Origin of the sequence: Ensifer sp. Root954, from assembly GCF_001429005.1 — a bacterium.
GTDB lineage: Bacteria > Pseudomonadota > Alphaproteobacteria > Rhizobiales > Rhizobiaceae > Ensifer > Ensifer adhaerens.
This window is the reverse complement of the sequence record NZ_LMJM01000052.1, coordinates 418,141-440,719: the sequence shown is the minus strand read 5'-3', so window position 1 is coordinate 440,719 and position 22,579 is coordinate 418,141. Positions and strand designations below refer to the sequence as shown.

The following is a 22,579-nucleotide window of genomic DNA, read 5'->3' as shown; positions in this document are numbered from 1 at the left end:
CCCCCGCCGCATCGGCGACGCGCTCTTCCTTCAGCACGGTACCGGTTCGTGCATCGAGGGTCACCGCCACGCCGCCCTTCGGCGAAGTCAGTCCGATCAGCCCCTCGTTCCGGTTGACGGCGATGGCGCCGACATAGTTCGCCAGCGCTTCCGTCGTGCGCTCGGGCAGAGACAGGAACTTCAGGTCTTCGCCCTGGGAAAACGAGCCGACGAGCGGCGGCAGGTCGCTGCGCGCACCCTCGTGCTGGCAGGCAAACCAGATCTCGCCCTTCGGACCGATATCGACATGCCGGGTCGACAGGCGGCTCAGATCATCCGGCAGACCGTGCTTCTGTACGAGCGCGCCGGTTCGCGTATCGACCAGCGTCAGGCTCGGCTCCATATGGTCGAGATTGAGCTTGGTGCGGCCAAAATCCGGATGGGTCTCGATGCCGCCATTTGCAATCGCCAGCAGTTTCCCGTCGGCGCTCAGCGTCATGTCGTGTGGGCCGATGCCGTAGGTCGGGAATTCGCCGATGCGGGTGAAGTGGTCGCTGCCGTCATAGATGCCGACCATGCCGCGATTGGCGGCAAAGTCGTTCTCGGTGGCGTAGAGCAGCTTGCCGTCTGCCGAGAAGCAGCCATGGCCGTAGAAATGCCGGCCGTCGGCAGCGGTGATCACGATCGGCTCGGCCGTGCCGTCGGTTGCAAGGATCATCGCATAGGTGCCCGGCCTGCGGGCAAAGGCGACGATGCGGCGGCTGACGGGCGAATAGGCCATGCCGTGTGCACGGGCCGGCAGCGCCGTGCGGTCGATGATCTCGCCCGCTTCCGTGAGCGTCGCGACGCCATAGCTGCCGTCCGGCGCCATGAAGGCCGAGGCAAAGACGGCGTCGGCCCTGGTCAGGGCGAAGGCTCGCTCAGGCGCGAGGCTCGCCACCCAGGCCGCGCCCGCCATCCTCAGGAAACTGCGCCGGTCGATCAGGCCCGTGGCGGCTGTCATGCCATCCTCGCTCGTCATGGAAATTTGCAAGCCCTGGGCGGAGTGCCCGCTCAGGGCTGCGATGCAGCAGGTTGCGCGCTCAGAGCCAGCCCCGGCGCTTGAAGTAGAAATAGGGCACGATCGCCGAGATCACCATCAGCATCAGTGCCGCAGGGTAGCCGAATTCCCATTGCAGTTCCGGCATCACCCCGAAGTTCATGCCGTAGATCGAGGCGACCAGCGTCGGCGGCAGGAAGACGACGGCGGCAACCGAGAAGATCTTGATGATTTGGTTCTGCTCGAGGTTGATGAGGCCAAGCGTCGCGTCGAGCAGGAAATTGATCTTGTTCGACAGGAACAGCGCGTGATCACCAAGCGACGTCGCGTCCCGCTGGATCAGCTTGATCCGCTGCCGGCTTTCCTTGCCTGCCTTGCGCGGCCCCATGCCTTCGAGCGCCACATGATAGGCGACGAGCCGGCCGATGCTGACCAGGCTTTCGCGGATGACCGTCAAAAGATCGCCCTTCTGGCCGATCTGCTCGATCAGCGACTGCAGGTCGCGCGTCTTCTTCGTGGCGCTGGCATTGGTCTTGCGGAACACATCCCGCGAAATTCCGTCGACCTCGCTGCCGGCGCGCTCCAGCGCATCCGCCGTACGGTCGATGATCGCCTCAAGCAGCCCGAGCATCACCAGTTCGCCGCTTTCGCAGATCTGGCCGTTGGCCTTCTGGATGCGGTTGGAAAAATTCTGGAACGGCTTCGGGTCCGCGTGGCGCACGGTAACCAGCGTCGTGCCCTTGAGAATGAAGGTCACCGGCACCTTGACCGGATAATCGCTGTCGAGCTTGGCGGCGGCCGTCATCGTCATGAATTCGGCGCCGGCCTCCTGGTAGAGGCGGTCGGAAAGCTCGATCTCCTGCATCTCGTCGCGGGTCGGGATCTCGATGCCGAGCTGGCCTTCGACGAGCCGCGTTTCCTCGGCCGATGGATTGTAGAGGTCGTACCAGATTGCCGGCGTCGGCAGGGCGATGCCGTCGATCATGTCGACAAGCACGAGGTGGCTGTTCTGGCTTTTGTAGATGCGCAGCATATTGGGCTCCATAGGGCGAGTCATCCGACCGCCTGAAGCCCTGATCAATCAGGACCGGACGGCCGTGAGCGTGAAGGCTCGACTTCGACTGTCGGGGTTCATTGGGAGTTGGTCCTTGTGGTGAAACGTGCCCGCGAGAGCGGACACGGGAAGCGCTTTGCGCCCAAAAGCCTTGATTGTCAACACTGGGCGCTTAAGCGGGATGCGGGCGGAAAACCGCGCCCACGATTCCTCATCCCGCCCTAGTCGCCGTCGGCAAAGGAGAAGCCCGCGCCAAGCCCGATCGCGCCGCCGAAATCCTTGTTCAGCCGATCGAGAAGGTCATTGGTATTGAGCGACAGGAAGGCGAGCTTGGCCCGTTTGTCCTTGTCCTCGAGCGCCTGATCGATCGGTCCGTCGATGTTGCCGGCCATGCCGATCACCGACTTGAAGACGAAGTCGGCGGAACCCGCGACCGAGCGGCTGTCTTCCGGCAAAAGGCTCTGCATGTCGGCAACGTCGAACAGTGTCTTCAGGCCCCGCACGTTGGCGGCGATCGACGCCATGGTGTTGCCGGAGCGCCAGTAGATCGCGAGCTTCGGATGTCCCTTGTCGTCCCTGCCCTCGTAGAACGGCTTCAGCCGCTGGTCCTTCACCGTCTCGACGCCATGGACGAGAATGCCGAGCAGTTCGGTTGCCGCTTCGCGGTTGTCGCGGAACTCGGGATTGTCAGGGCCCGGATGTTTCCAGGCCGCCTGAATGCCATCGGGCTTCTGCCATGCGGCCAGGAACTCGTTGGCGATCGTGTCGAGGTTCTTGGTGATCGCCAGGCCGTAGCGGCAGCGGAAATCACCGTCCTTGTTCAGAAGCGACTCGGCGCCCGTGCCATAGAGCACGTATTCGAGCGCGCCGAGCCCTTGTGCGGCGACGCTCTTGCCCTTGAGTTTGGCTTCGTCCGTTGCGCTTTCATCGTGCTTCGAAACGATCGCCTGCACCTGCTTCAGGCCCGTGCTCTTGCGGTCGGGGTAGAACAGGAACCGCTCGAAGCGGTTCTGCTCAAGTGCCGGACCAAGCCTCACCACCTCGATCGCCGACCAGGCGCCAACCATCTCGGAAAAGGCAACGCGAGCGCCATCGACCGTCGCCTGCGACGGCGCCGCGCAGAGCTTGGCCGTGGCCTGCGTGGCGGCAGCGGTCTTTTCCGTGAGGTTGCGATAGCCAGGGATGATGAAGTCGTCGACGGCTTTGGCCATGACCGCGGGCACGGCCGCCTCGTTGACGACGCGCGGCGAGAGCGCGCTTCCTTCCTGGGCGACCGCCGGGAAAACGGCGGTCAAGGTCAGGGCAAAAGAGAGAGTAAGCGTATGCGTGCGGGGCATCAGAGTGACTCCAGGAAGGCAAGGAGATCGCGGCGATCGCTTGCGGCAAGGGCGGCAAAGGCGTCACGGGCCTTCTGCCCTTCGCCGCCGTGCCAGAGGATCGCTTCGGTGAAATTGCGGGCGCGTCCGTCGTGGAGCAGGAAAGTGTGCCCACTGACGGTCTTCGTCAAGCCGATGCCCCAAAGCGGCGGCGTGCGCCACTCGCGGCCGGTGGCCACACCCACCTGCTGTCCGTCGGCAAGACCCTCGCCCATGTCGTGCAGCAGGAAATCGGAATAGGGCCAGATCAGCTGGAACGACTGCGCCTTGTTGGCCGCGTCCCGGCGGGTGACGAATTTCGGTGTGTGGCAACTGGTGCAGCCGAGTTCGTAGAAGACCTTCTTGCCACGCAGTGTCTCCGCAAAGCTCGCCTTGCGCCGCGCCGGCACGGCCAGGTTCTCCGAATAGAAGGTCACGAGGTTGAGCACCGGGTCGGGCGCTTCTGTGGGGCCAAGGCGTGCCTGCTCGCCGGTCGGCATGGTCAGGCATTGTGCCTGGGCCGCGGTGCAGTCGCCATGCGGGCGGTCGGCGTCGGGTGAAGAGATGCCGATGTCGGTGGCGAAGGCATCGGCGCTCTGTTGCCGCACGGTGGCGTTCTGCGCCTTCCAGCCGAAGCGCCCGAGCATGAGCTTGCCGGTCCTGGCGTCGCGCGTCAGCGCCGGCCGTCCGCTGATGCCGTCGCCATCCCTATCGTCGGGGTCGGCAAGGGCGAGGATATCCGCCTCGTGGATCGCCTCGATCAGGCCAAGGCCGATCATCGGCTGCGCCACACGCGGCGAGAGCGTGGTTTCCGGATCGAGCGGGCCATAGGCGAGATCGGCCACCGAATAGCCTGGTCGGCGCAGAGAGGCCGTTTCGCCGTCGGGGAAAGTGAAGGGCTCCTCGGTGTAGCTGATCTTCAGATGGCCTTCGGCGGCAAGGCCGGGCACGGCGCTATCCTGAAGCTGGGCGCCATAAACAGCGTCGCCGAAGTTCACCACCTCGTGCGCCGCAATCATCCGGCGCTCCTCGTCGTCGCGGGGCGGCCGCGCCAGGCGGAAGAACATCGAGGTTGTATCGACGGCACCTTCCGGCGGCCGGCCGCGCCCGTCCTTCAGGTGACAGCTCTGGCAGGCTCGGGCGTTGTAGAGTGGGCCGAGCCCGTCGGAGGCCTGTGTGGAGGAGGGGGAGGAAACCCAAAGCTTGCGAAAGAGCGCGTTGCCGAGCTTGAAGCCCTCTTCCTCCTGGAAGGTGAGATTGGCCGAGAATTGCGAAAAACTGTCGGCATTGACGGGCGCGATCGAGGTCGCGGCACCGCCGGACATTGCTTCGAAGGTTTCTGCCTTGGAGAAATCGGTCGCAGGCCGCGTCACCGCCTGGACGCGCTGGCGGTCCTTGTCGTTGAGGTCGGAGCGTTCGGTCAAAAGGCCGTCGCCGGCGAAGGCGGGCAGGGCCGTGAAAAGCGCTTGAACGAGAACAAGCGCGCAAAGGCGGAAAGCGCCAGATTTCATCTCAGGAGGATCGGGCCGCGTCTTTGTCGATGCGGCCCGCCTTTTCAGCTTATTGGAAGACGGCGTTAGGATTATCCAGGCTGTCGGAACCTTCAAGCTTGACGGTGCCGAGATCCAGCGACGCAATGACGCGCTGTACGGTCTTTGCCTGGGCGATCAGGCCGTCGATCGCCGCCTGAACGGTGGCGTTGCCCTCGGCATTGCCTTCGCCGATCATCTGGTCGTAGGCCTCGGTCGTTTCCGCGCGCTTGGCCATCGCCTGCATCTTCTCGACCGTGGTCGAAAGGTTGCCGGCCATTTCCTTGTCGAGCGCTGCATCCTTGGCGGCGACGAGTTCGGACAGCGACGGGCCGGTCATCTTCGTGCCGTCGACGCGGGTATATTCGCCGGTATAGGCCGACTGGATGCCGATCGCGTCGTGCAGGTGCGAGTTGTGCGTGTTGTCGGAGAAGCAGTCATGCTCTTCTTCCGGATCGTGCAGCAGCAGGCCGAGCTTCATCCGCTCGCCCGCCAGTTCGCCATAGGAGAGCGAGCCCATGCCGGTGAGGATGGCGACGAGGCCAGCCTTCGGGTCGGCCTCGACCGCCTTGGTGGCGGCGCCATCCGGCGTCCAGTTGGCAACCATCTCCTTGAGGTCGGAAACGAGCAGCTCGGTCGCAGCCTTCAGGTAGGCGGCGCGCCGGTCGCAATTTCCGCCGGTGCAGGCCTTGGTGTCGTAGTCGGTGTAGGGGCGGTTGCCAGCGCCGGCCTTGGTCCCGTTCAGGTCCTGGCCCCAGAGCAGGAACTCGATCGCGTGGTAGCCGGTCGCGACGTTCGCTTCGATGCCGCCGGCTCCCTGCAGCGTGCCCGCCAGGAATTCCGGCGTGATGTTGGAGGCGTCGACGTCCTTGCCGTCGATCTTGATCGTCTTGTTGGCGATGACATTGGCGGTGAACAGCGCGTTCTCGTCGCTCTCGGTGCCATAGCTCGGATCGACATAGTCGATCAGGCCCTCGTCGAGCGGCCAGGCGTTGACCTTGCCTTCCCACTCGTCAACGATCGCATTGCCGAAACGGTAGACTTCGGTTTCCTGGTAGGGGTTGCGGGCCTTCTTCCAGGCGTCGCGCGCGGCCTTCAGCGTTTCTTCGCTCGGCGTCGCGATTAGCGCGTCAACGGCCTTGTCGAGCGCTTCTGCGGTCGTCAGCGCATCTTCGAACTTGGCGTGGGCGACGGCGGTGTAGTGCTTCACCACGGCGGCGGCATCGGTTGCGGCATGGGCCGGCTGCAGGGCCATCGCCGAGGTCGCCGTCATCAGCGCCAGCGCGGCGCCCCGGAAAAATTTCTTGGTCATGACCCTCTCCTGTTGCGTCCCCCGGCGCCGTCGAACGAGCCGCAAAACATGGCGTCGTTCAGCCGTCGAGCCATCAGAAAAGGCCCCGCCGAGCCCGCTTCTCATGAACCAAAAGCAAACTTGTGTCAAAGTGTATAGTTTAGAACGCTTTCAATCTGATGCGCGTCTTTTGCCGATCGTCAAACGGCGTTAACCCTTGCGTTGCATCAGGCAGAAGAAGAAGCCGTCCGTGCCGGTGGAAGCGGGTGTCAGCGTCACCGTCTTCATGTCCGCCGACCAGGGCTGCGGCTTGTCGGTGCCGAACAGCGTCGCCCAGATATCGGCGGCCGACAGGATCTCGAATTCCGGATTGTCTTCGCAGAAGCCGTAGACCTGCGCCTCGTTTTCCTCAGGCAGTACCGAGCAGGTGACGTAGATCAGGTGGCCGCCGGGACGGACGAACTGGGCAGCGCTTGCCAGCGCTTCTTCCTGCTGGGAGATGCGCTCTTCGAGGTTCTTCTGGTTCAGCCGCCACTTGGTGTCGGGGCGACGGCGCCAGGTACCGGTGCCGGTGCAGGGCGCATCGACCAGCACGCGGTCGAAACGGCCGGCAAGCGGCGCGAGGCTGTCGGTGGATTCATGCACCTGGACATTGCGGGTGCCGGCGCGCTTCAGCCGCTCGATGATCGGGGCTAGCCGCTTGCGGTCGGTGTCGTAGGCGTGCACCTGGCCCTTGTTGTTCATCGCCGCCGACATGGCGAGCGTCTTGCCGCCGCCGCCGGCGCAATAGTCGAGCACCTGTTCGCCTTCCTGCGGATAGGCGAGATCGGCGACGATCTGCGAGCCCTCGTCCTGGACCTCGAACCAGCCCTTCTGGAAGGAAAGCTCGGCCGTGACGTTCGGCAGGCGCGAGGCGCCTTCGCCGGCGGGAATGCGGATACCGTTGCGGGCGATCGTTGCGGCCTCGGCACCGCTGCGCTCCAGTGCCTTCAGGACCTTGGCGCGCGACGCCTTCAGCGTGTTTGCGCGCAGGTCCAGCGTCGGCCGGCCGGCGAGCGCCTTGGCTTCTTCCAGCCAGTCGTCGGAAAAGTTCTCTTCAAAGGAGGCCTGGACCCATTCGGGGATGTCGCCCTGTACATGGGCCGGGGCGTCCTCGATCCGGCGCGACCTGAAGGCCTGAAGCTGTTCGGCCGGTGCCTCCGGCGCGAACTTGTCGCCATCGAGCTCGGCGGCCAGCGCCTCGGGCGAAAAGCCCCACTGGCGGTACATCACCGCGTGGCCGAGGGCCGAGGCGCTGTCGCTATCCATCAGGTAGGCGTGGGAGAGCTTCATGCGAAGGGCGTCGTAGACGATGTTGCCGATCGCCGAGCGATCGCCGGATCCGGCGAAACGGTGGCCAAGGCCCCAATCCTTGAGCGCGTCGGCGACCGGGCGCTTCCGCTTTTCGATATCCTCAAGAACCTCAATGGCTCCAGCGAGCCTGCCGCCCAAACGCATCTTCGATCAACTCCTTTTTCGCCGTGGTAACGGCGATGGCATCGAAGAGCAAGACGGCGGAGAAGATTAACCGCCGAGAACGGTCTTTAGCGAAGTAGATCCACCCGCCCGCAGGCCGGGTAGCAGTATTTCAAGATCAGGAATTGACGACGCGATAGCAGACGCTGGCAGTGCCGGAGCGGACCATGCCGATCTGCGATGCTGCAGCCTTGGAAAGATCCATGACGCGACCGCGGATAAACGGGCCACGATCGTTGATGCGAACGATAACGCTCTTGCCGTTGCGCTTGTTGGTGACCTGCACCTTGGTGCCGAATTTCAGGCTGCGATGGGCGGCCGTCAGGTGAGCGGCATTCATGCGCTCGCCGGAGGCGGTCTTGGAGCTCAGCGCATACCAGGATGCGCCGCCGCAGCCGGCGCCGGCTGCATGGCTATCGGAAACGGAGACGAGACCGATAGTGGCCGTGAATAGCGCTGCAGCGGCAGCCGTCTTGATCTTCGCTGGCGTCAAACTGGCGATCCCCTCGGTCAAAACACTTGGTTAAAAACTTCTGAGAACCGCTAATTGGGGCGAAAAATGGCAAAAACGTGCTTCAACCATTTACGCTCTATTAGGATTTATTAAAAAATGACGAAATTTCAAAAACGAAGATTGTTTGAAATAGTTTAAACGCAGACAGGAGTTCTTTGGAATCAGGGGTTGAGCGTTCGCCAGCCTCCGCACGCGAGCCGAACCCGCCCGTAAACGAAAAATTTCATTAAAAATTTCGAATTGCACCAATTTTCCGGAATCCGGATGGTCGAAAATTCGTTACTAGCGCGCAGGTTGTATGAAATTAGCCAAGTATCGAACGAATATCCAAAGAATGTCACAATTGCGATGGCCGAGCCCTGGCCATTACTGACGGACTGACTATCGACGTTCTATAAGCATTACGGGTTATGCTATCTGGCGGGTGCCGTATTGCATTTCACTGTCCGCGCCACGCGCCCGACTGCCAAAGCTGTGCAAGCGAGACGCGATAATCCGGAAAGGCAAATTCAAAACCGGTCGCACGCATGCGGGCATTCGAAACCCGCTTGTTTTCTCCATAGAAAGTGCGGGCCATCGGTGACAACTCGGCTTGCTCGAAAGGCGTTTCCGGCGGCGGCTCGACGCCCATCAGCCGGGCGGCTTCCGCGACCACGTCCTGCGGCGGCGCCGGCTCGTTGTCGGTGATGTTGAAGACGCCGCTGGTGCCATTGTTGGCGAGGAACAGCACTGCGGCGCCGATATCCTCGACGCGGATTCGATTGAACACCTGGCCGGGCTTGACCAGCCGCCGTGCCGTGCCGTTTTCGAGATTGCAGAAGGCGTTGCGTCCGGGTCCGTAGATGCCGGAGAGCCTGAGCACTGCGACCGGAATATCCTGGTTCTTGCCGAAGGCGATCCAGGCGTCCTCCGCTTCCACGCGCTCGACAGAGCGGGCCGAGACCGGCTTGCGCAGCATGTCCTCGGTGACCCATTCGCCACCATGGTCGCCATAGACGCCGACCGTTGAGAGATAGCCGATCCATTTGAGGTTCGGCGCGATCTGCGTGAGGTCCGGGCTCGTGGTGCGGAACATGGGATCGCCATCGCGACCGGGCGCGATCGACTGGATCAGATGAGTTGCCTTGCCGAGGGCGGCGGCAAGGTCGTCGGAGATCGTCTTGCCGTCGAAGAGGACCGGGCGGATGCCGGCCCTTTCGAGCTTTGCCGCTTTCTCCTCGCTCCTGGTGGTGCCGATAACGCTTGTGGCCGTTGGGACCATCGCTTTTGCGATTGCCATACCGGAGTAACCGGCGCCAAGGATCAAGACATGCATCGGCTCACTCCCGCGATCTGCCATTCGTTGAGGACGTCTTCGTCGGTCTCTGGCTCGCATTGTTCGGCAAATTCCGCAAGCGCCGCAGGCGCGACCAATCGTGACAGCGCCCAGACCGCCATCGCCCGCACCACGGCTGAGGTGTCGTTGACGCGGGCCTTGACTGCGGGCACCAGCGCCTGGCTGCCGGAATTGCCGGCGGCGATCAGCACGTTCCGCACGAACCGGTCGCGACCGATGCGCTTGACCGGTGAGCCTGAGAACAGGCTGCGAAAGCTCGGATCATCGAGGTCAAGCAGGGTTTCGAGCGACGGCGCCTTCAGATCGTCGCGTGCTCGGAGCTTCATTTCCGAGGCTGCCTGCGCGAACTTGTTCCAGGGGCAGGCGGCAAGACAGTCGTCGCAGCCATAGATGCGGTTGCCGATCAGCGGCCGGAATTCGGGATCGATCGGCCCCTTGTGCTCGATCGTGAGGTAAGAGATGCAACGTCGCGCGTCGATCCGGTAGGGCGCCGGGAAAGCGTCTGTCGGACAGGCATCGAGGCAGGCGCGGCAGGAGCCGCAATGGTCGCGCTCGGCTTCGTCGAAGGCGAGGTCCGCCGTCGTGAACAGGCTGCCGAGAAAAAGCCAGGAGCCGAATTCGCGGCTGACAAGATTGGTGTGCTTGCCCTGCCAGCCGAGGCCGGACTGCTCCGCCAGCGGCTTTTCCATCACCGGGGCGGTATCGACGAAGACCTTGACGTCCTCGCCAGCGCGCGCGGCAAAGCGGGTCGCGACTTCCTTGAGCTTGCCCTTGATGATGTCGTGGTAGTCGCGGTTCTGGGCATAGACCGAGATCGCACCGCGATCGGTCCGCTCAAGAATGCCACGCGGATCGTGTTCCGGGCCGTAGTTCATCGCGAACATGACGACGGAGCGCACCTCGCTCCAGAGCGTGCGCGGATCGGAACGGCGCTCGGCTGTCTCTTCGAGCCAGTCCATCGTGCCGTGAAAGCTCTCGTCGAGAAAGTCTCGAAGCCGGGCCGGTGCTTGCGGAATGGCATCCGGCCGGGTGATGCGACAGAGATCGAAGCCCTTGTCTGCCGCCTCTGCCTTCAGAAACGCCGTCAGCTTCAGCCGGCGCCGTTCCTCACTGTCTGCCTTGGCATCGATGCCGGGCACGGTATTCGCCTCAGAAGTCGAGATCCGCATAGTGCGGAACGGGGGTGACGCCGCGCACGCGCTCGGCAAGCAGCGGCCGGAAGGAGGGGCGGGACTTCAGCCGCTGGTACCACTCCTTGGCGCTCGGGGCGTCCGACCAGTCGATTTCGCCGAGATAATCGAGCACGGACACCGTCGCGGCGGCGGCAAGATCGGCATAGGAAATCCGGTCGCCGGCAAGCCAGGTGCGCGTGCCCGCGAGCCAGGAGAGATACTTCATATGCTGGCGGATGTTGGCGCGCGAGGTCCGCAGGACCTTGCTGTCGGGTGCGCCGCCGCCCTGGTCCGGCGTCATCTGCAGCTTGAAGATCCGCTCGCGCACCAGCGGCCGCGTCACATCGGCTTCCATCTTCTGCAGGAACCATTCGACCAGCCGGCGGATTTCCGCGCGCTGGAACGGATCCTCGGCCAGAAGGCGGCGATCCCGCTTCATGATGCCATTCGTCTCGTCGAGATATTCCGAGATGATCGTCGCCCCACAGAGCGCCCTCATACTGTCGTCAACATAGACCGGTAGCGTTCCGGCCGGGTTCAAAGCCAGGAAGTCGCGCCGGTTCTCCCAGGGCTGCTCGTCCGTCAATTCCGTCTGGTAGCCGTATTCCGAAAGGATCAGGCGAACGAAGCGTGAAGCGGCGGACATGGGGTGGTGATACAGTGTCGGCATCGATGATCTGGCTTCTCAGGGCTTTGGCTTGGGGGCGTCAGCGTGGCGGCGCAAGCGTCTGGCCACGGCTCATGTGTTAGAGCTATAGAAATTTGTGGTGGCAAACACAAGCGAATCAGCCTTTTCCTCCCACTCCAAAACTTGTCAGGAAATTCTCATATATGGCGGATCAATCGATCATCAGTGCGCTTGTCCTCGGTCTGATCGAGGGCCTGACGGAGTTCATCCCCGTCTCGTCAACGGCGCACGTCCTTCTCGCCGGCCACTTCCTCGGCTTCAAGTCGCCGGGCAACACCTTCGCCGTCCTCATCCAGCTCGGCGCCATTCTGGCGATCCTGCTCGTCTATTTCCAGAAGCTTCTGTCGATCGCGCTGGCGTTGCCGACAAGCATCAAGGCGCGCCGCTTCGTCGTGTCAGTGCTGCTCGCCTTCCTGCCGGCGGCGGTCATTGGTGCCATTGCCCATGATTTCATCAAGACGGTGCTGTTCGAGACGCCTGTCCTGATCTGCGTCGTACTGATCGTCGGCGGCGTCATCCTTTATGCGATAGACCATCTGCCGCTGAAGCCGCGCTATACCGACGTGATGGACTACCCGCCGTCGCTGGCGCTGAAGATCGGTCTGTTCCAGTGCCTGGCTATGATCCCCGGAACGTCCCGTTCCGGCGCGACGATCGCCGGCGCCCTGCTGATGGGCACCGACAAGCGTTCGGCCGCCGAGTTCTCGTTCTTCCTGGCGATGCCGACCATGGTCGGCGCCTTTACGCTGGACCTCTACAAGAACCGCGATGCGCTCTCCTTTGACGATTTTACCCTGATTGCAGTCGGTTTCATTGCGGCCTTCGTCGCCGGCATCTTCGTTGTGCGCTCATTGCTCGACTTCGTCTCGCGGCGCGGTTTCACGCCTTTCGCCATCTGGCGCATCATCGTCGGGATCGCCGGCCTGATCGGTCTGTGGCTGCTTGGCTGAGCGGAACCGACGATCTCAGAATGACAAAAGGCGCGTCCCGGACGCGCCTTTTTCTTTGACCTGTTGTCAGGCGCTAAAAACAAAGCCGCGTGCGTCTCATGGTGAAACGCACGCGGCTACTGGCCCCCGCCAATAACTTTTGATGCCTCGTCGAGGCGCCGGCCCTTAGTGGCCGGAAAGGTCGATCGATGCCGTGGTGCACGGATCGACGCCATAGGCCGGTGCGCAATCCTTGCCGCTGCTGGCGACCGTGTTCGGCGCCATGAACGAGCCAGCCAGAATGATCAGTGCCGCACACGCAAAAAAGATTGCGATCGACTTGCCCATGGACGCTATGCCTTTCGAGATTGATGCCGCCGCCCGCCGTCATGCCTTGGGATCGGGGGCGCGAGGCGGTGTTTAGTTGGTGGATATGACATGATCAATATCAGGACATGTTGAATTTGCGGTAAATGCCAATCGCTTTTCCGACTGCGGCAGAACTGCAACGCTGTTACCGCAATACAACAGAAAACGGTCGCCGGTGGTTCCGGCGACCGTTCAAAAAAATCGTTGGGCTGCTGCCGATCAGGCGGCGCGGCCGCTACGGGTGTACTGGCCCTGCGGGCGGTAGCGCACCAGATAGGTCGGCAGGATCGATTCCAGCATCGTCGGGTCGATGCCGATGCCGGAAAGTGTGCGGCCTTCCGATACGGCCTTTGCGGAGACGACATTGTCGGATTTCAGCAACACCACCTGGTCGGCGGTAAGCGGCGGCGTGACGAAGGGGATCAGCGACGAAACGCTGCCGATCAGGGACGCGACGCCGAAGGGCAGCGAGACGAGCGTGCGCTTGCGGTCGATCGTGTTGAGCATGATCTCGAGACAGTCGCGGAAGCTCAAGACGTCAGGGCCGCCGAGTTCGTAGATCTTGCCCTTGGCGATCTTGCCGTCGACGGCGCGGGCCACGGCTTCGGCGACGTCGGTCACGTAGACGGGCTGGAATTTCGTCTCACCGCCGCCGATCAGCGGCAGGACCGGCGAGAAGCGGGCCATGTTGGCGAATTTGTTGAAGAAGCCGTCCTCTGGACCGAAGACGACCGACGGACGCAGGATGATCGCGTCAGGCTTGGTCTCAAGGATAGCGGCCTCGGCGCGGCCCTTGCTGCGGGCGTAGTTCGATGCAGAGGAGGCGTCGGCACCGATGGCGGAGATGTGGGTCAGCGTTGCGCCGACGCCGCGGGCCGCTTCAGCCACGGCACGGGCGCCGAAATCCTGGACCGCATCGAAGGTGTTGCGGCCGCTCTCGAACAACACGCCGACGCAGTTGATGACGTGATCGGAGCCTTCAACGGCGCGGTCGACCGATTTACGGTAGCGCAGGTTCGCCTGAACGAAGGAGATCTGGCCGACATTGCCGAGCGGCTGGAGATGACCGGCAAGGTCCGGCCGGCGAACGGCGACGCGGATGCGATAGCCGCGTTTGGCGAGCGCGCGCACCACATGACGGCCGACGAACCCGGATCCGCCGAAAATCGTCACCAGCGGCGGAAGGTTGGACAAGGTCATGGGATGTGCACTCCTGATCGGATCGGAAAGAATTGATTGCTACATAGCCCAACAGCCGCGAGAGGTGAAGGCCAATCGACGCCTGCGTGCAGAGCCTGCTGAAGGTTGGGGGCGGTGGGATCAGACGCCTTCGACGACCACCATCTCGGCGTCGGCGACTTCCTGGCGGATCGCAGCGGCAATCTGGTACTCGGGAGAGTTATAACAGTCGATCGCTGCCTGCAGGGATGGAAATTCGATGACGACGTTGCGGGCGCGAACGCCACCCTCCAACCGATGATGCAGCCCGCCGCGTGCCAGAAAATTGGCGCCGTATTTCTCGAAGGCGGGCTTTGCGGCCGCTACATAGTCCTTGTAGCGCTCGGGGTCGCGGACATCGACCCGTGCGATCCAGTATCCCTTGGCCATATTGAGCTCCTCGTCTTGCAGCACGAAAGGCTGACGGGAGTGTTACTTCCGGCAAATTTGGGCCGAGGTCAAGCGGATCGACCGGGCGCGCTGGTCCGACGGGTGTCGCCCGGCATCAGCGGGCGAGCGCACCGTTCATTTCGGCAAGGATGGCGCGGGCAGCCGCAAGCGGCTCGGCGGCTGCGACGATTGGGCGCGCGACGACGAGATGGCTGGATCCGGCCTTGAGCGCCTCGGAGGGCGTCATCACCCGCTTCTGGTCGCCCTTGTCCGCGCCGGCCGGGCGAATGCCCGGGGTGACGAGTGCCATGTCCGGCCCGATGATCTTGCGTACCGCCGCCGATTCTTCCGCTGAACAGACGATGCCGCCCATGCCGGCGGCGCGCGCCTGTTCGGCCCGGCGCAGCACCAGCGTGTGCGGATCGTATTCATAGCCGGCATCGATCACGTCCTGCTCGTCCATCGAGGTGAGCACGGTGACGCCGAGCAGGCAGAGGTCGGAGCCTTTCGCAGCCTCGACAGCCGCCTTCATCGCCTTCGGATAGGCGTGCAGGGTCAGCATCGACATGCCCATCTTGGCGATGTTCTCGACGCCCTTGGCCACCGTGTTGTCGATGTCGAGCAGCTTCATGTCGAGGAAGACGTTCTTGCCGCTTTTGGCCAGGTCGCGCGCGAATTCCAGGCCGCCGGCAAAGACCAGCTGGTAGCCTATCTTGTAAAAGGAGACGTCGTTGCCGAGCGTCGACACGATCTTCTCGGCATCCGCAATCGTCGGAAGGTCGAGGCCTACGATCAGTCTGTCGCGCGCGGTTTCGGTCATCGTCTAAATCCCCTGCCAGTGTTCCATCGGGGTCCAGTCGCATGCAACAGTCCGATCCGCAAGGCGGAAAGCGAAGACATTGCCGCCGCCACCACCCTTCTGGTCGGCTGCGCGCGAGATTGGCGCGCCGGTAAGGCGGCATTTCAGAAGTGTGCCGACGCCGCCATGGCCGACGAAGGCAATCGGGATTTTCGGATCGTGATCGCCGAGGATCCGAAAGACCGCGTTCGAGATGCGGCTCTGGGCATCGATCGCGCGCTCCCAGCCCTTGAAGCTTTCGGTGGGATTGGCGAAGAACCAGTCGGCCGCCTTCTCGAATTCCGGCGGCGGCAGGAAGCCGGTGGCCGAGCGATCGTTCTCGCCCATGTCGTGGTGGACCTCGACCGTCACGCCGGCCGCATCGGCCAAAAGTTGTGCCGTCTCGATCGCCTTGGTTTCGTCGCTCGAAACGATCCGTCCGAGCGAACGCACCCAGGGCAATGCGGCGGTGATGACCGCGCGTTCGCGGCCAACAGTGGAAAGTCCCCATTGCGGGACGGGCACGTCCGGATCGATCTGGACCTGCGGATGGGTGACGTAGACGCCGAACATCCCGTCAGTGCGCCCGGCGATAGACCCAGAGCTGCGCCGGTGGAATGTTGCGCACGACGAAGTCGAGATGCTGGATGCTGTAGCGGTCCGGCATGGCAACGACGGGCGACAAAGGCCCATAGGAAATCTGCACGACCGGCCGGCCGACCGGAATGCGCGACAGCAGATCGTCGATCAGTTCGACGCGGCGATGCATCGGGAAGTTCAGAAGCGGCACGGCAGAGACGACGCTGTCGAAGGTCTGGCCGTTGAGTTCGCCGAGCGTGTGTTCCAGATCGAAGGCGTCGCCGTTGATGAAGTTGACGCCGTTGAAGTTGGTCTTGAGCTGATTGTAGAAATCGGTCGAATACTCGATCGACACGAGATTGGACGGCTCAAGGCCACGTTCCAGGATCGCCTTGGTGATGACGCCGGTGCCGGGGCCGAGCTCAAGAACCGGAAGGCCTGAGGCCGGATTGATGACGCTCGCCATTCGGCGCGCTGTGACGGAGGAGGTCGGCAGGATCGCGCCGACGGCCTTGGCATTGCTCATCCATCCTTTGAAAAAGCGAATCTCTTCGTCGAACTTCCGTCCGAGCCGTTCCTTCACCTTCACGCGCAAATTCATTGAACCCCTCAAAACCGCTGTCCTCTCCTCGCACAGGCCGTCCGCTCAAAATTCCTCGCCCGGTGATTCGGGCCGGCCGCGGCGGCGGTCATCATAATGTGTCCCCATCTGCGGCAAAAACAAGTCTGTCTGCGCCTGAAAGCGTTCGCTTATCAACAGTCCGCAGATGCCGCGGCCAACAAAAAACCCGTCACGCGCGGGCGTGACGGGTTGGCATTTCGCGCCGCGTCAGGCCCGGCTACACGCGCATCGGCATGAGCACATAGAGCGCATCTTCAGCGGCCAGATCACGGACGAGCGTCGGCGAGCCCGGGTCTGCCAGCATGAAGATCGCATCGGTGCCGGTCAGCTGCGAAGTAATGTCGAGCAGGTACTTGGCGTTGAAGCCGATTTCGAGCGGATCGTGGTCGTAGCCGACGGGCAGTTCTTCCGTAGCACTGCCGGAATCGGGATTGTTGACCGTCAGCGTCATCTGGCCTTCGTTCAGCGCCAACTTGACGGCGCGGCCGCGCTCCGACGAGATCGTCGATACGCGATCGACCGCCTGGGCGAAGGACTGGCAATCGACGCGCAGTTCCTTGTCGTTGTTGGCCGGGATGACGCGCTGGTAGTCGGGGAAAGTGCCGTCGATCAGCTTCGAGGTCATGACGATCGAGCCGATCGTCAGGCGGATCTTGGCGTCCGAGACTTCGACAGTGACGACGAGTTCCGGGTTGTCGAGCAGCTTCTGCAATTCGCTGACGGTCTTGCGCGGGATGATGATGCCCGGCATGCCTTCGGAGCCGGATGGCGCCTCGACGTCGGCGCGCGCCAGGCGATGGCCGTCGGTTGCGACGGCGCGCAGTTTCAGCTCACCCTTGCTTTCGACCGTGTGTACGAAGATCCCGTTGAGATAGTAGCGGGTTTCCTCGGTCGAGATCGCGAACTGGGTGCGATCGATCAACATCTTGAGGTCAGTCGCCTTGAGGCGGAACGAATGCGAGAAGCTGCCGGCGGTCAGATCCGGGAAGTCGGATTGCGGCAGGCACTGCAGCGAGAACTTGGAACGGCCCGAGGCGACGGTCATCGCCGTGCCCTCGGCGTTGGTGGCGAGCAGCACTTCCGAACCGTCGGGCAGCTTGCGCACGATGTCGTAGAGCAGGTGCGCTGGCACGGTGGTCGCGCCCGCCTGCTCCACCTGCGCCGGGGTCGCCTCGGTGATTTCGAGGTCGAGGTCGGTCGCCTTCATTTCGAGGCTGGCGCCGTCGGAACGCAGGAGCACGTTCGAGAGGATCGGGATCGTGTTTCGCCGCTCCACCACGCGGTGCACGTGGTTCAGCGATTTCAGGAGGTTGGATCGCTCGAGAGTAATGCGCATGGGATGCCGCTTTCAACCATTGCCCGGCGGGCGAAACGTCCGCCTGAGCGTCAACTGCGAGTGCCCCGGCCGACCGACCGGATAGATGTGGACCGGCAAAATGGCAGAAAGAGCGCCCGGAAAGCAAGGGGTTTGAGGGCTTCTGTCCCCAGATGCGGCACGTAGGCCCGTCGTCTTGCCCTTGCTCTGCCATGGTGGCTCACTCATAAAGACCGGACAGACACATCGGTAAGCACGATCAGGACGTTACAGGTGGAAAAGCAAAAGACAGCGGAACCGGCAGGCGGACAGAGGGAGCGCAGCTACCGGCTGCACAATGTGAGCGTTCCGGCCCGCCCCCTTGATGCCGCGCTCTATCTGGTGGCAACCCCGATCGGCAATCTCGGCGATATCACGCTGCGCGCGCTGGAAACATTGGCCGGCGCCGATGTGCTTGCCTGTGAGGACACGCGGGTCACCCGTGTTCTGCTTGATCGCTACGGCATCACCAATCGGCCCTACGCCTACCACGAGCACAATGCCGACGAGGCCGGTCCGCGCCTGCTGGCAGCGCTCGCCGAAGGACGTTCGGTGGCACTCGTCTCCGATGCCGGCACGCCACTGGTCTCCGACCCCGGCTACCGCCTGGGGCAGCTTGCGATCGAGGCCGGACATCGCGTCGTGCCGATTCCCGGCGCCTCGGCGCCGCTTGCAGCCCTCGTCGGGTCCGGCCTGCCGAACGATGCTTTCCTCTTTGCCGGTTTCCTGCCGACCAAGGACAAGGCGAAACGCGATCGCCTCAGGGAACTCGCCGCCGTGCCGGCAACGATCCTGTTCTTCGAATCGCCGCACCGGATCGCTGCGACGGTTGCGGCGGCGGCCGACGTTTTGGGGGAGGGCAGGCGGGCGTCCGTCTGCCGCGAATTGACCAAGACCTTCGAGGAATTTCGCCGCGGCACGCTCGGCGAGCTTGCGGCTCATTATGAACAGGCGGGGCCGGTCAAGGGCGAGATCGTGCTCGTCATCGGCCCTCCTGATGCCGCGCCCGAACCGGAAGCGGCCGACGTCGACGCGCTGCTGCAAAGCCTGGTCGCCGACATGCCGACCGGCAAGGCGGCAACCGAAGCCGCCCGCCAGACGGGCCTGCCGCGCAAGGAACTCTATGAACGGCTTCTTCACCTGAAGGAGCGCCATGACGACTGATGGTGGCGACAAGCGGAAGCTGAAGGCGCTGAGGCGAGGGCATCTCGCCGAATACCGTGCCGCGCTTTGCCTTCTGCTCAAGGGCTACTGCATCGTCGCCATGCGCCATCGCACCAAGCTTGGCGAGATCGACATCATCGCAAGGCGCGGCGATCTCATCGCCTGTGTCGAGGTCAAGGCCCGTCGCTCGGCCGAAGACGGCGTCTTCGCCGTGACGGCGACAGCGCAGAGGCGTATCCGTGCCGCGAGCGATCTCTGGCTGGCGAAACAGCCGGATTTCAGCAGGCTTTCCGTGCGCTACGACATCGTCACCGTGACCCCTTGGGGCTGGCCGCGGCACCTGCCGGACGCGTTCTGAATCGGCGCATAATGAAGGAAAATGATTGCGTTGTTCCGCGGGTGCCCCTCGTTGGAACATATTCTCGAATTTGTAATCGTTCCGACATAAAAGCGTTACGGGCCTGTCATTGAAGGTCACTAGTCCACTGCCATCCGCAACCCGGTGGAGAGGATTAGTCATGTTCAAGAAGTTTACGCTCGCAGCCCTTACCTTTGCATTTTCCGCGACCTCGTCGCTTGCCGCGACCAACATTACCTGGTGGCACGGCATGGCCGGCCGCAACGGCGAAGTCATCAATGAAGTTTCCAAGAAGTTCAATGAAGCCCAGAGCGCCTGCGCGCTGACCCCGGTTTCCAAGGGCACCTACGAGGAAGCGCTCGCTTCCGGTATCGCCGCTTTCCGCTCGGGTGAACAGCCGAACATCCTGCAGGTCTTCGACGCCGGTGCCGCCACGATCATCAACGCCAAGGGCGCGGTCATCCCGGCCGAAGACCTGATCATCAAGGCTGGTCACAACTTCGACCGCAACGCCTTCATCGATGGCGTGCGCTACTTCTACGCCGACAGCGAAGGCAAGTTCGTCGGCATGCCGTTCAATTCCTCCGCGCCGATCATGTACATCAACGACGAGGCCCTGAAGAAGGCCGGCGTCGAAGCGCCGAAGACCTGGGAAGAGTTCGAGGCCGTCGCCCCGAAGCTGAAGGAAGCCGGTTACATCCCGCTCGTCCAGTCGCAGCTCACCTGGCAGTTCACGGAGAACTTCTTCTCCCGCAACAACATCCAGTTCGCCACCAACAACAACGGCTACGACGCCGTCGTCGACACTGAGCTGAAGGTCACCGACCCGAACCTCGTCATGATGTTCGACAAGCTGAAGGCCTGGAAGGATGAAGGCTACTTCGCCTTCTACGGCGCCGGCTGGAACGACAACCAGAAGGTCTTCGAAGAAGGCAAGGCTGCGTTCTGGATCGGTTCGTCGGGTTCGTTCGGCGGCCTGCAGAAGACAGCGCAGATGCCGTTCTCGGCAACCTTCCTGCCCTATTGGGGCTCGATCAAGGGCGCCGGCACCAACTCCTTCATCGGCGGCGCGGCACTCTTTGCCATGTCCGGCAAGACGGATGAAGAAAACAAGTGCGTTGCCGACTTCTTCCAGTTCCTGACCTCGCCTGAGATCCAGTACTTCTACCACAAGGCCACCGGCTATGTGGCGATCACCAAGGCAGCCTACGAGCTTGCCCAGAAGGACGGCTACTACAAGGAGAAGCCGGTTGCCGAAGTCGGCATCAAACAGCTGATGCTGCCGGCCGGCGACTGGTCGAAGGGCTACCGCCTCGGCTTCTACCCGCAGATCCGCGAAATCATGGAACGCGAATACGGCCGCATCTTCTCGGGCGAAACAACCGTCAAGGACGCGTTCGACACGATCGAGAAGGAAGGCAACGAGCTGCTCGCCCGTTTCGCCAAGACGGCCGGCTGATCTCGATGTCGACCGCGACAGATCTCCTCCCCGCAGCGCGGGGAGGGACCGGAACAAAGACCGGGGGGCGTCGCTTCGGCGCCTTCCGGCTTTTCGGTGGCCAGTCGAATAGCGGAGGCGAAAGCGCTGCAAAGCGCGTGCAGTTCTCCTCGCCGTTCTTGCCATACCTCTTCCTCGCGCCGCAACTCGCGATCATCTTCATCTTCTTCTACTGGCCGTCGGTTCAGGCGATCCAGTCGTCCTTCTATCTTGAAGACCCCTTCGGCTTCGGCTCGACCTTCGTCGGGATGACCAACTATACCGACGTGCTGAAATCAGGCGAATATCTCGGCATTGCCCGTTTCACCGCCGTTTTCACGGCGCTGGTCACCTTCTTTGCGCTGTCGATCGGGCTGCTGCTCGCCGTCAAGGCCGATGGCGTCATCCGTGGCAACGCCGCCTACAAGACGCTGCTGATCTGGGTCTACGCCATCGCGCCGCCGGTCGCGGGCTTGATCGGCATGATGTTCTTCGACCAGCATATCGGCCCGATCGTCGAGCTCGCCCGCTGGTTCGGCTGGGACATCAAGGTTGGCCTCAACTACTTCGACACCGCGTTTTCGATGATTGTCGTCTCGGTCTGGAAGCAGATCCCCTACAATTTCATCTTCTTCCTCTCAGGGCTCCAAGGCATTCCGGTCTCGGTGCGGGAAGCTGCGGCGATCGACTGCCGCTCCGGGTTCCGCCGTTTCTGGACGGTGATCCTGCCGCTGCTCGCGCCGACCGCCTTCTTCCTTCTGATCATTAACGTCACCTATGCGCTGTTCGACACCTTCGGCGTCATCGACGTGATGGTGAAGGACAAGGCTGCCAACAACCCGATCACCCTTGTCTACAAGGTCTACATGGACGGTTTCCGCGGCAACGATCTCGGCGGCTCCTCGGCCCAGTCAGTGATCCTGATGCTGATCGTCTTCGTGCTCACCATCTTCCAGTTCCGCTTCATCGAGCGGCGCGTGCATTACAACTGAGGTGGGGCCGATGTATCGCACCAAGATTTTCGACCACATCATCCTGCTCTTCGGCGTCTTCATCATGGTGGCGCCCGTCGTCGTCGCCTTCATGACCTCGACGCACGAGGCGGCCGACATTCACCGCAACGGTCTCAGCCTCAGCTGGGGCGGCCATTTCGTCGAGACCTACCAGACGGTACTGACGCGCGAGGGCGGCTTCACCGGCAAGATCACCGGCTTCAACATGATGCTGAACTCGATGATCCTCGGCCTGGGTTTCGCCGTCGGCAAGATCGTGCTGTCGATGCTGGCGGCTTATGCGCTCGTCTATTTCCGCTTTCCGCTCGCGACCTTCTTCTTCTGGGTGATCTTCACCACCCTACTTCTGCCACTCGAAGTGCGCATCCTTCCTTCCTATGAAGTGATGAACACGCTGAAGCTGACCAACACCTATACCGGCCTGATCGTGCCGCTTCTCGCCTCGGCGACGGGCACCTTCTACTTCCGGCAGTTCTTCAAGTCGGTGCCGGACGAGTTGCTGGAGGCCGCGCGCATCGACGGCGCCGGACCCTTCAAGTTCTTCATCGACGTACTGGTGCCGCTCTCGCGCACGATGATGGCGGCGATCTTCATCATCATGTTCGTCTACGGCTGGAACCAGTATCTCTGGCCCACCCTCATGACCACCGACGAAGGCTTCTTCACCCTGGTGCGCGGCATCAAGCAGATCCTGCTCGTCTGGGTCGGCTCGAACATCCCCGACTATAACGAGGCCTTTGCGCTGGCGATTCTCGCCATGCTGCCGCCGGTCATGATCGTCGTGATCTTCCAGCGC

Annotated in this window: 23 protein-coding genes; 6 read left to right on the top strand and 17 right to left on the bottom strand. The window is 62.7% G+C overall.

From position 1 onward, the window contains the following. From ASE71_RS32625 to ASE71_RS32580, 10 genes are all read right to left on the bottom strand, one after another. Positions 1-982, bottom strand: a 982-nt coding sequence (locus tag ASE71_RS32625) for a DUF1513 domain-containing protein (RefSeq protein WP_060635019.1), incomplete at its 3' end; no start/stop codon positions are given. Positions 983-1,061: 79 nt separating this feature from the next. After that, the gene (locus ASE71_RS32620; RefSeq protein ID WP_060519881.1) at positions 1,062-2,051 is read right to left on the bottom strand and encodes a magnesium transporter CorA family protein; all 990 of its coding nucleotides are present in this window, start codon (positions 2,049-2,051) and stop codon (positions 1,062-1,064) included. Positions 2,052-2,293: 242 nt separating this feature from the next. Then, positions 2,294-3,409 (bottom strand): imelysin family protein, encoded by a 1,116-nt coding sequence (locus tag ASE71_RS32615; RefSeq protein ID WP_060519653.1) that lies wholly within the window; start codon positions 3,407-3,409, stop codon positions 2,294-2,296. Beyond that, on the bottom strand, positions 3,409-4,938 hold the full coding sequence (locus tag ASE71_RS32610) for a di-heme oxidoredictase family protein (RefSeq protein WP_060519655.1): 1,530 nt from the start codon (positions 4,936-4,938) through the stop codon (positions 3,409-3,411). The genes ASE71_RS32615 and ASE71_RS32610 overlap by 1 nt, the downstream gene beginning before the upstream one ends. 49 nt (positions 4,939-4,987) lie before the next feature. Beyond that, positions 4,988-6,268 (bottom strand): imelysin family protein, encoded by a 1,281-nt coding sequence (locus ASE71_RS32605; protein ID WP_060519657.1) that lies wholly within the window; start codon positions 6,266-6,268, stop codon positions 4,988-4,990. A 189-nt stretch (positions 6,269-6,457) separates the two neighbouring features. Further along, a complete protein-coding gene (locus ASE71_RS32600) occupies positions 6,458-7,744 on the bottom strand; it encodes an RsmB/NOP family class I SAM-dependent RNA methyltransferase (protein WP_034804507.1) in 1,287 nt (428 codons plus the stop codon). Positions 7,745-7,880: 136 nt separating this feature from the next. Next, the gene (locus ASE71_RS32595; protein WP_060519659.1) at positions 7,881-8,255 is read right to left on the bottom strand and encodes a septal ring lytic transglycosylase RlpA family protein; all 375 of its coding nucleotides are present in this window, start codon (positions 8,253-8,255) and stop codon (positions 7,881-7,883) included. 460 nt (positions 8,256-8,715) lie between these two features. Then, a complete protein-coding gene (locus ASE71_RS32590) occupies positions 8,716-9,591 on the bottom strand; it encodes an SDR family oxidoreductase (protein WP_060519661.1) in 876 nt (291 codons plus the stop codon). Further along, entirely contained in the window at positions 9,579-10,781 is a 1,203-nt protein-coding gene (gene queG, locus ASE71_RS32585) for a tRNA epoxyqueuosine(34) reductase QueG (protein WP_051659674.1), read from the bottom strand. Before queG ends, ASE71_RS32590 begins: the two co-directional genes overlap by 13 nt. Further along, positions 10,762-11,454: a glutathione S-transferase family protein gene (locus ASE71_RS32580; RefSeq protein ID WP_034804500.1), complete on the bottom strand. Its 693-nt coding sequence runs from the start codon at positions 11,452-11,454 to the stop codon at positions 10,762-10,764. The genes queG and ASE71_RS32580 overlap by 20 nt, the downstream gene beginning before the upstream one ends. A 161-nt stretch (positions 11,455-11,615) precedes the next feature. Between ASE71_RS32580 and ASE71_RS32575 the strand changes: the two genes are divergently transcribed. Then, positions 11,616-12,422 (top strand): undecaprenyl-diphosphate phosphatase, encoded by an 807-nt coding sequence (locus ASE71_RS32575; protein WP_034804497.1) that lies wholly within the window; start codon positions 11,616-11,618, stop codon positions 12,420-12,422. Positions 12,423-12,587: 165 nt separating this feature from the next. On the opposite strand, the gene ASE71_RS36590 is transcribed toward ASE71_RS32575, so the two are convergent. From ASE71_RS36590 to dnaN, 7 genes are all read right to left on the bottom strand, one after another. Next, positions 12,588-12,749, bottom strand: coding sequence for a hypothetical protein (locus ASE71_RS36590; RefSeq protein ID WP_034804494.1), 162 nt, complete (start codon positions 12,747-12,749; stop codon positions 12,588-12,590). 240 nt (positions 12,750-12,989) lie between these two features. Further along, positions 12,990-13,970, bottom strand: a complete 981-nt coding sequence (locus ASE71_RS32570) for a complex I NDUFA9 subunit family protein (RefSeq protein ID WP_060519663.1) — start codon at positions 13,968-13,970, stop codon at positions 12,990-12,992. Positions 13,971-14,090: 120 nt separating this feature from the next. Further along, entirely contained in the window at positions 14,091-14,378 is a 288-nt protein-coding gene (locus tag ASE71_RS32565; RefSeq protein WP_034804478.1) for a DUF1330 domain-containing protein, read from the bottom strand. Positions 14,379-14,493: 115 nt separating this feature from the next. Then, the gene (pyrF, locus tag ASE71_RS32560; protein ID WP_034804475.1) at positions 14,494-15,198 is read right to left on the bottom strand and encodes an orotidine-5'-phosphate decarboxylase; all 705 of its coding nucleotides are present in this window, start codon (positions 15,196-15,198) and stop codon (positions 14,494-14,496) included. A gap of 3 nt (positions 15,199-15,201) precedes the next feature. Next, positions 15,202-15,789 carry a histidine phosphatase family protein gene (locus ASE71_RS32555; RefSeq protein WP_060519665.1) on the bottom strand — a complete coding sequence of 196 codons (588 nt, stop codon included), beginning with the start codon at positions 15,787-15,789 and terminating at the stop codon, positions 15,202-15,204. A gap of 4 nt (positions 15,790-15,793) precedes the next feature. Further along, positions 15,794-16,396 carry a phospholipid N-methyltransferase PmtA gene (pmtA, locus tag ASE71_RS32550; protein WP_082005986.1) on the bottom strand — a complete coding sequence of 201 codons (603 nt, stop codon included), beginning with the start codon at positions 16,394-16,396 and terminating at the stop codon, positions 15,794-15,796. Positions 16,397-16,634: 238 nt separating this feature from the next. Then, on the bottom strand, positions 16,635-17,753 hold the full coding sequence (dnaN, locus tag ASE71_RS32545) for a DNA polymerase III subunit beta (protein WP_034804468.1): 1,119 nt from the start codon (positions 17,751-17,753) through the stop codon (positions 16,635-16,637). A gap of 252 nt (positions 17,754-18,005) precedes the next feature. Here dnaN and rsmI point away from each other — a divergent pair, with 252 nt between their 5' ends. The 5 genes from rsmI to ASE71_RS35440 form a co-directional block, all read left to right on the top strand. After that, a complete protein-coding gene (rsmI, locus tag ASE71_RS32540) occupies positions 18,006-18,935 on the top strand; it encodes a 16S rRNA (cytidine(1402)-2'-O)-methyltransferase (RefSeq protein WP_060519667.1) in 930 nt (309 codons plus the stop codon). Continuing rightward, a complete protein-coding gene (locus ASE71_RS32535) occupies positions 18,925-19,293 on the top strand; it encodes a YraN family protein (protein WP_060519669.1) in 369 nt (122 codons plus the stop codon). Before rsmI ends, ASE71_RS32535 begins: the two co-directional genes overlap by 11 nt. Positions 19,294-19,453: 160 nt before the next feature. Continuing rightward, positions 19,454-20,752 (top strand): extracellular solute-binding protein, encoded by a 1,299-nt coding sequence (locus ASE71_RS32530; RefSeq protein ID WP_060519671.1) that lies wholly within the window; start codon positions 19,454-19,456, stop codon positions 20,750-20,752. A 5-nt stretch (positions 20,753-20,757) separates the two neighbouring features. Continuing rightward, on the top strand, positions 20,758-21,762 hold the full coding sequence (locus tag ASE71_RS32525; protein WP_244496876.1) for an ABC transporter permease subunit: 1,005 nt from the start codon (positions 20,758-20,760) through the stop codon (positions 21,760-21,762). Between the two features lie 10 nt (positions 21,763-21,772). After that, positions 21,773-22,579, top strand: an 807-nt coding sequence (locus tag ASE71_RS35440) for an ABC transporter permease subunit (RefSeq protein WP_082620433.1), incomplete at its 3' end; no start/stop codon positions are given.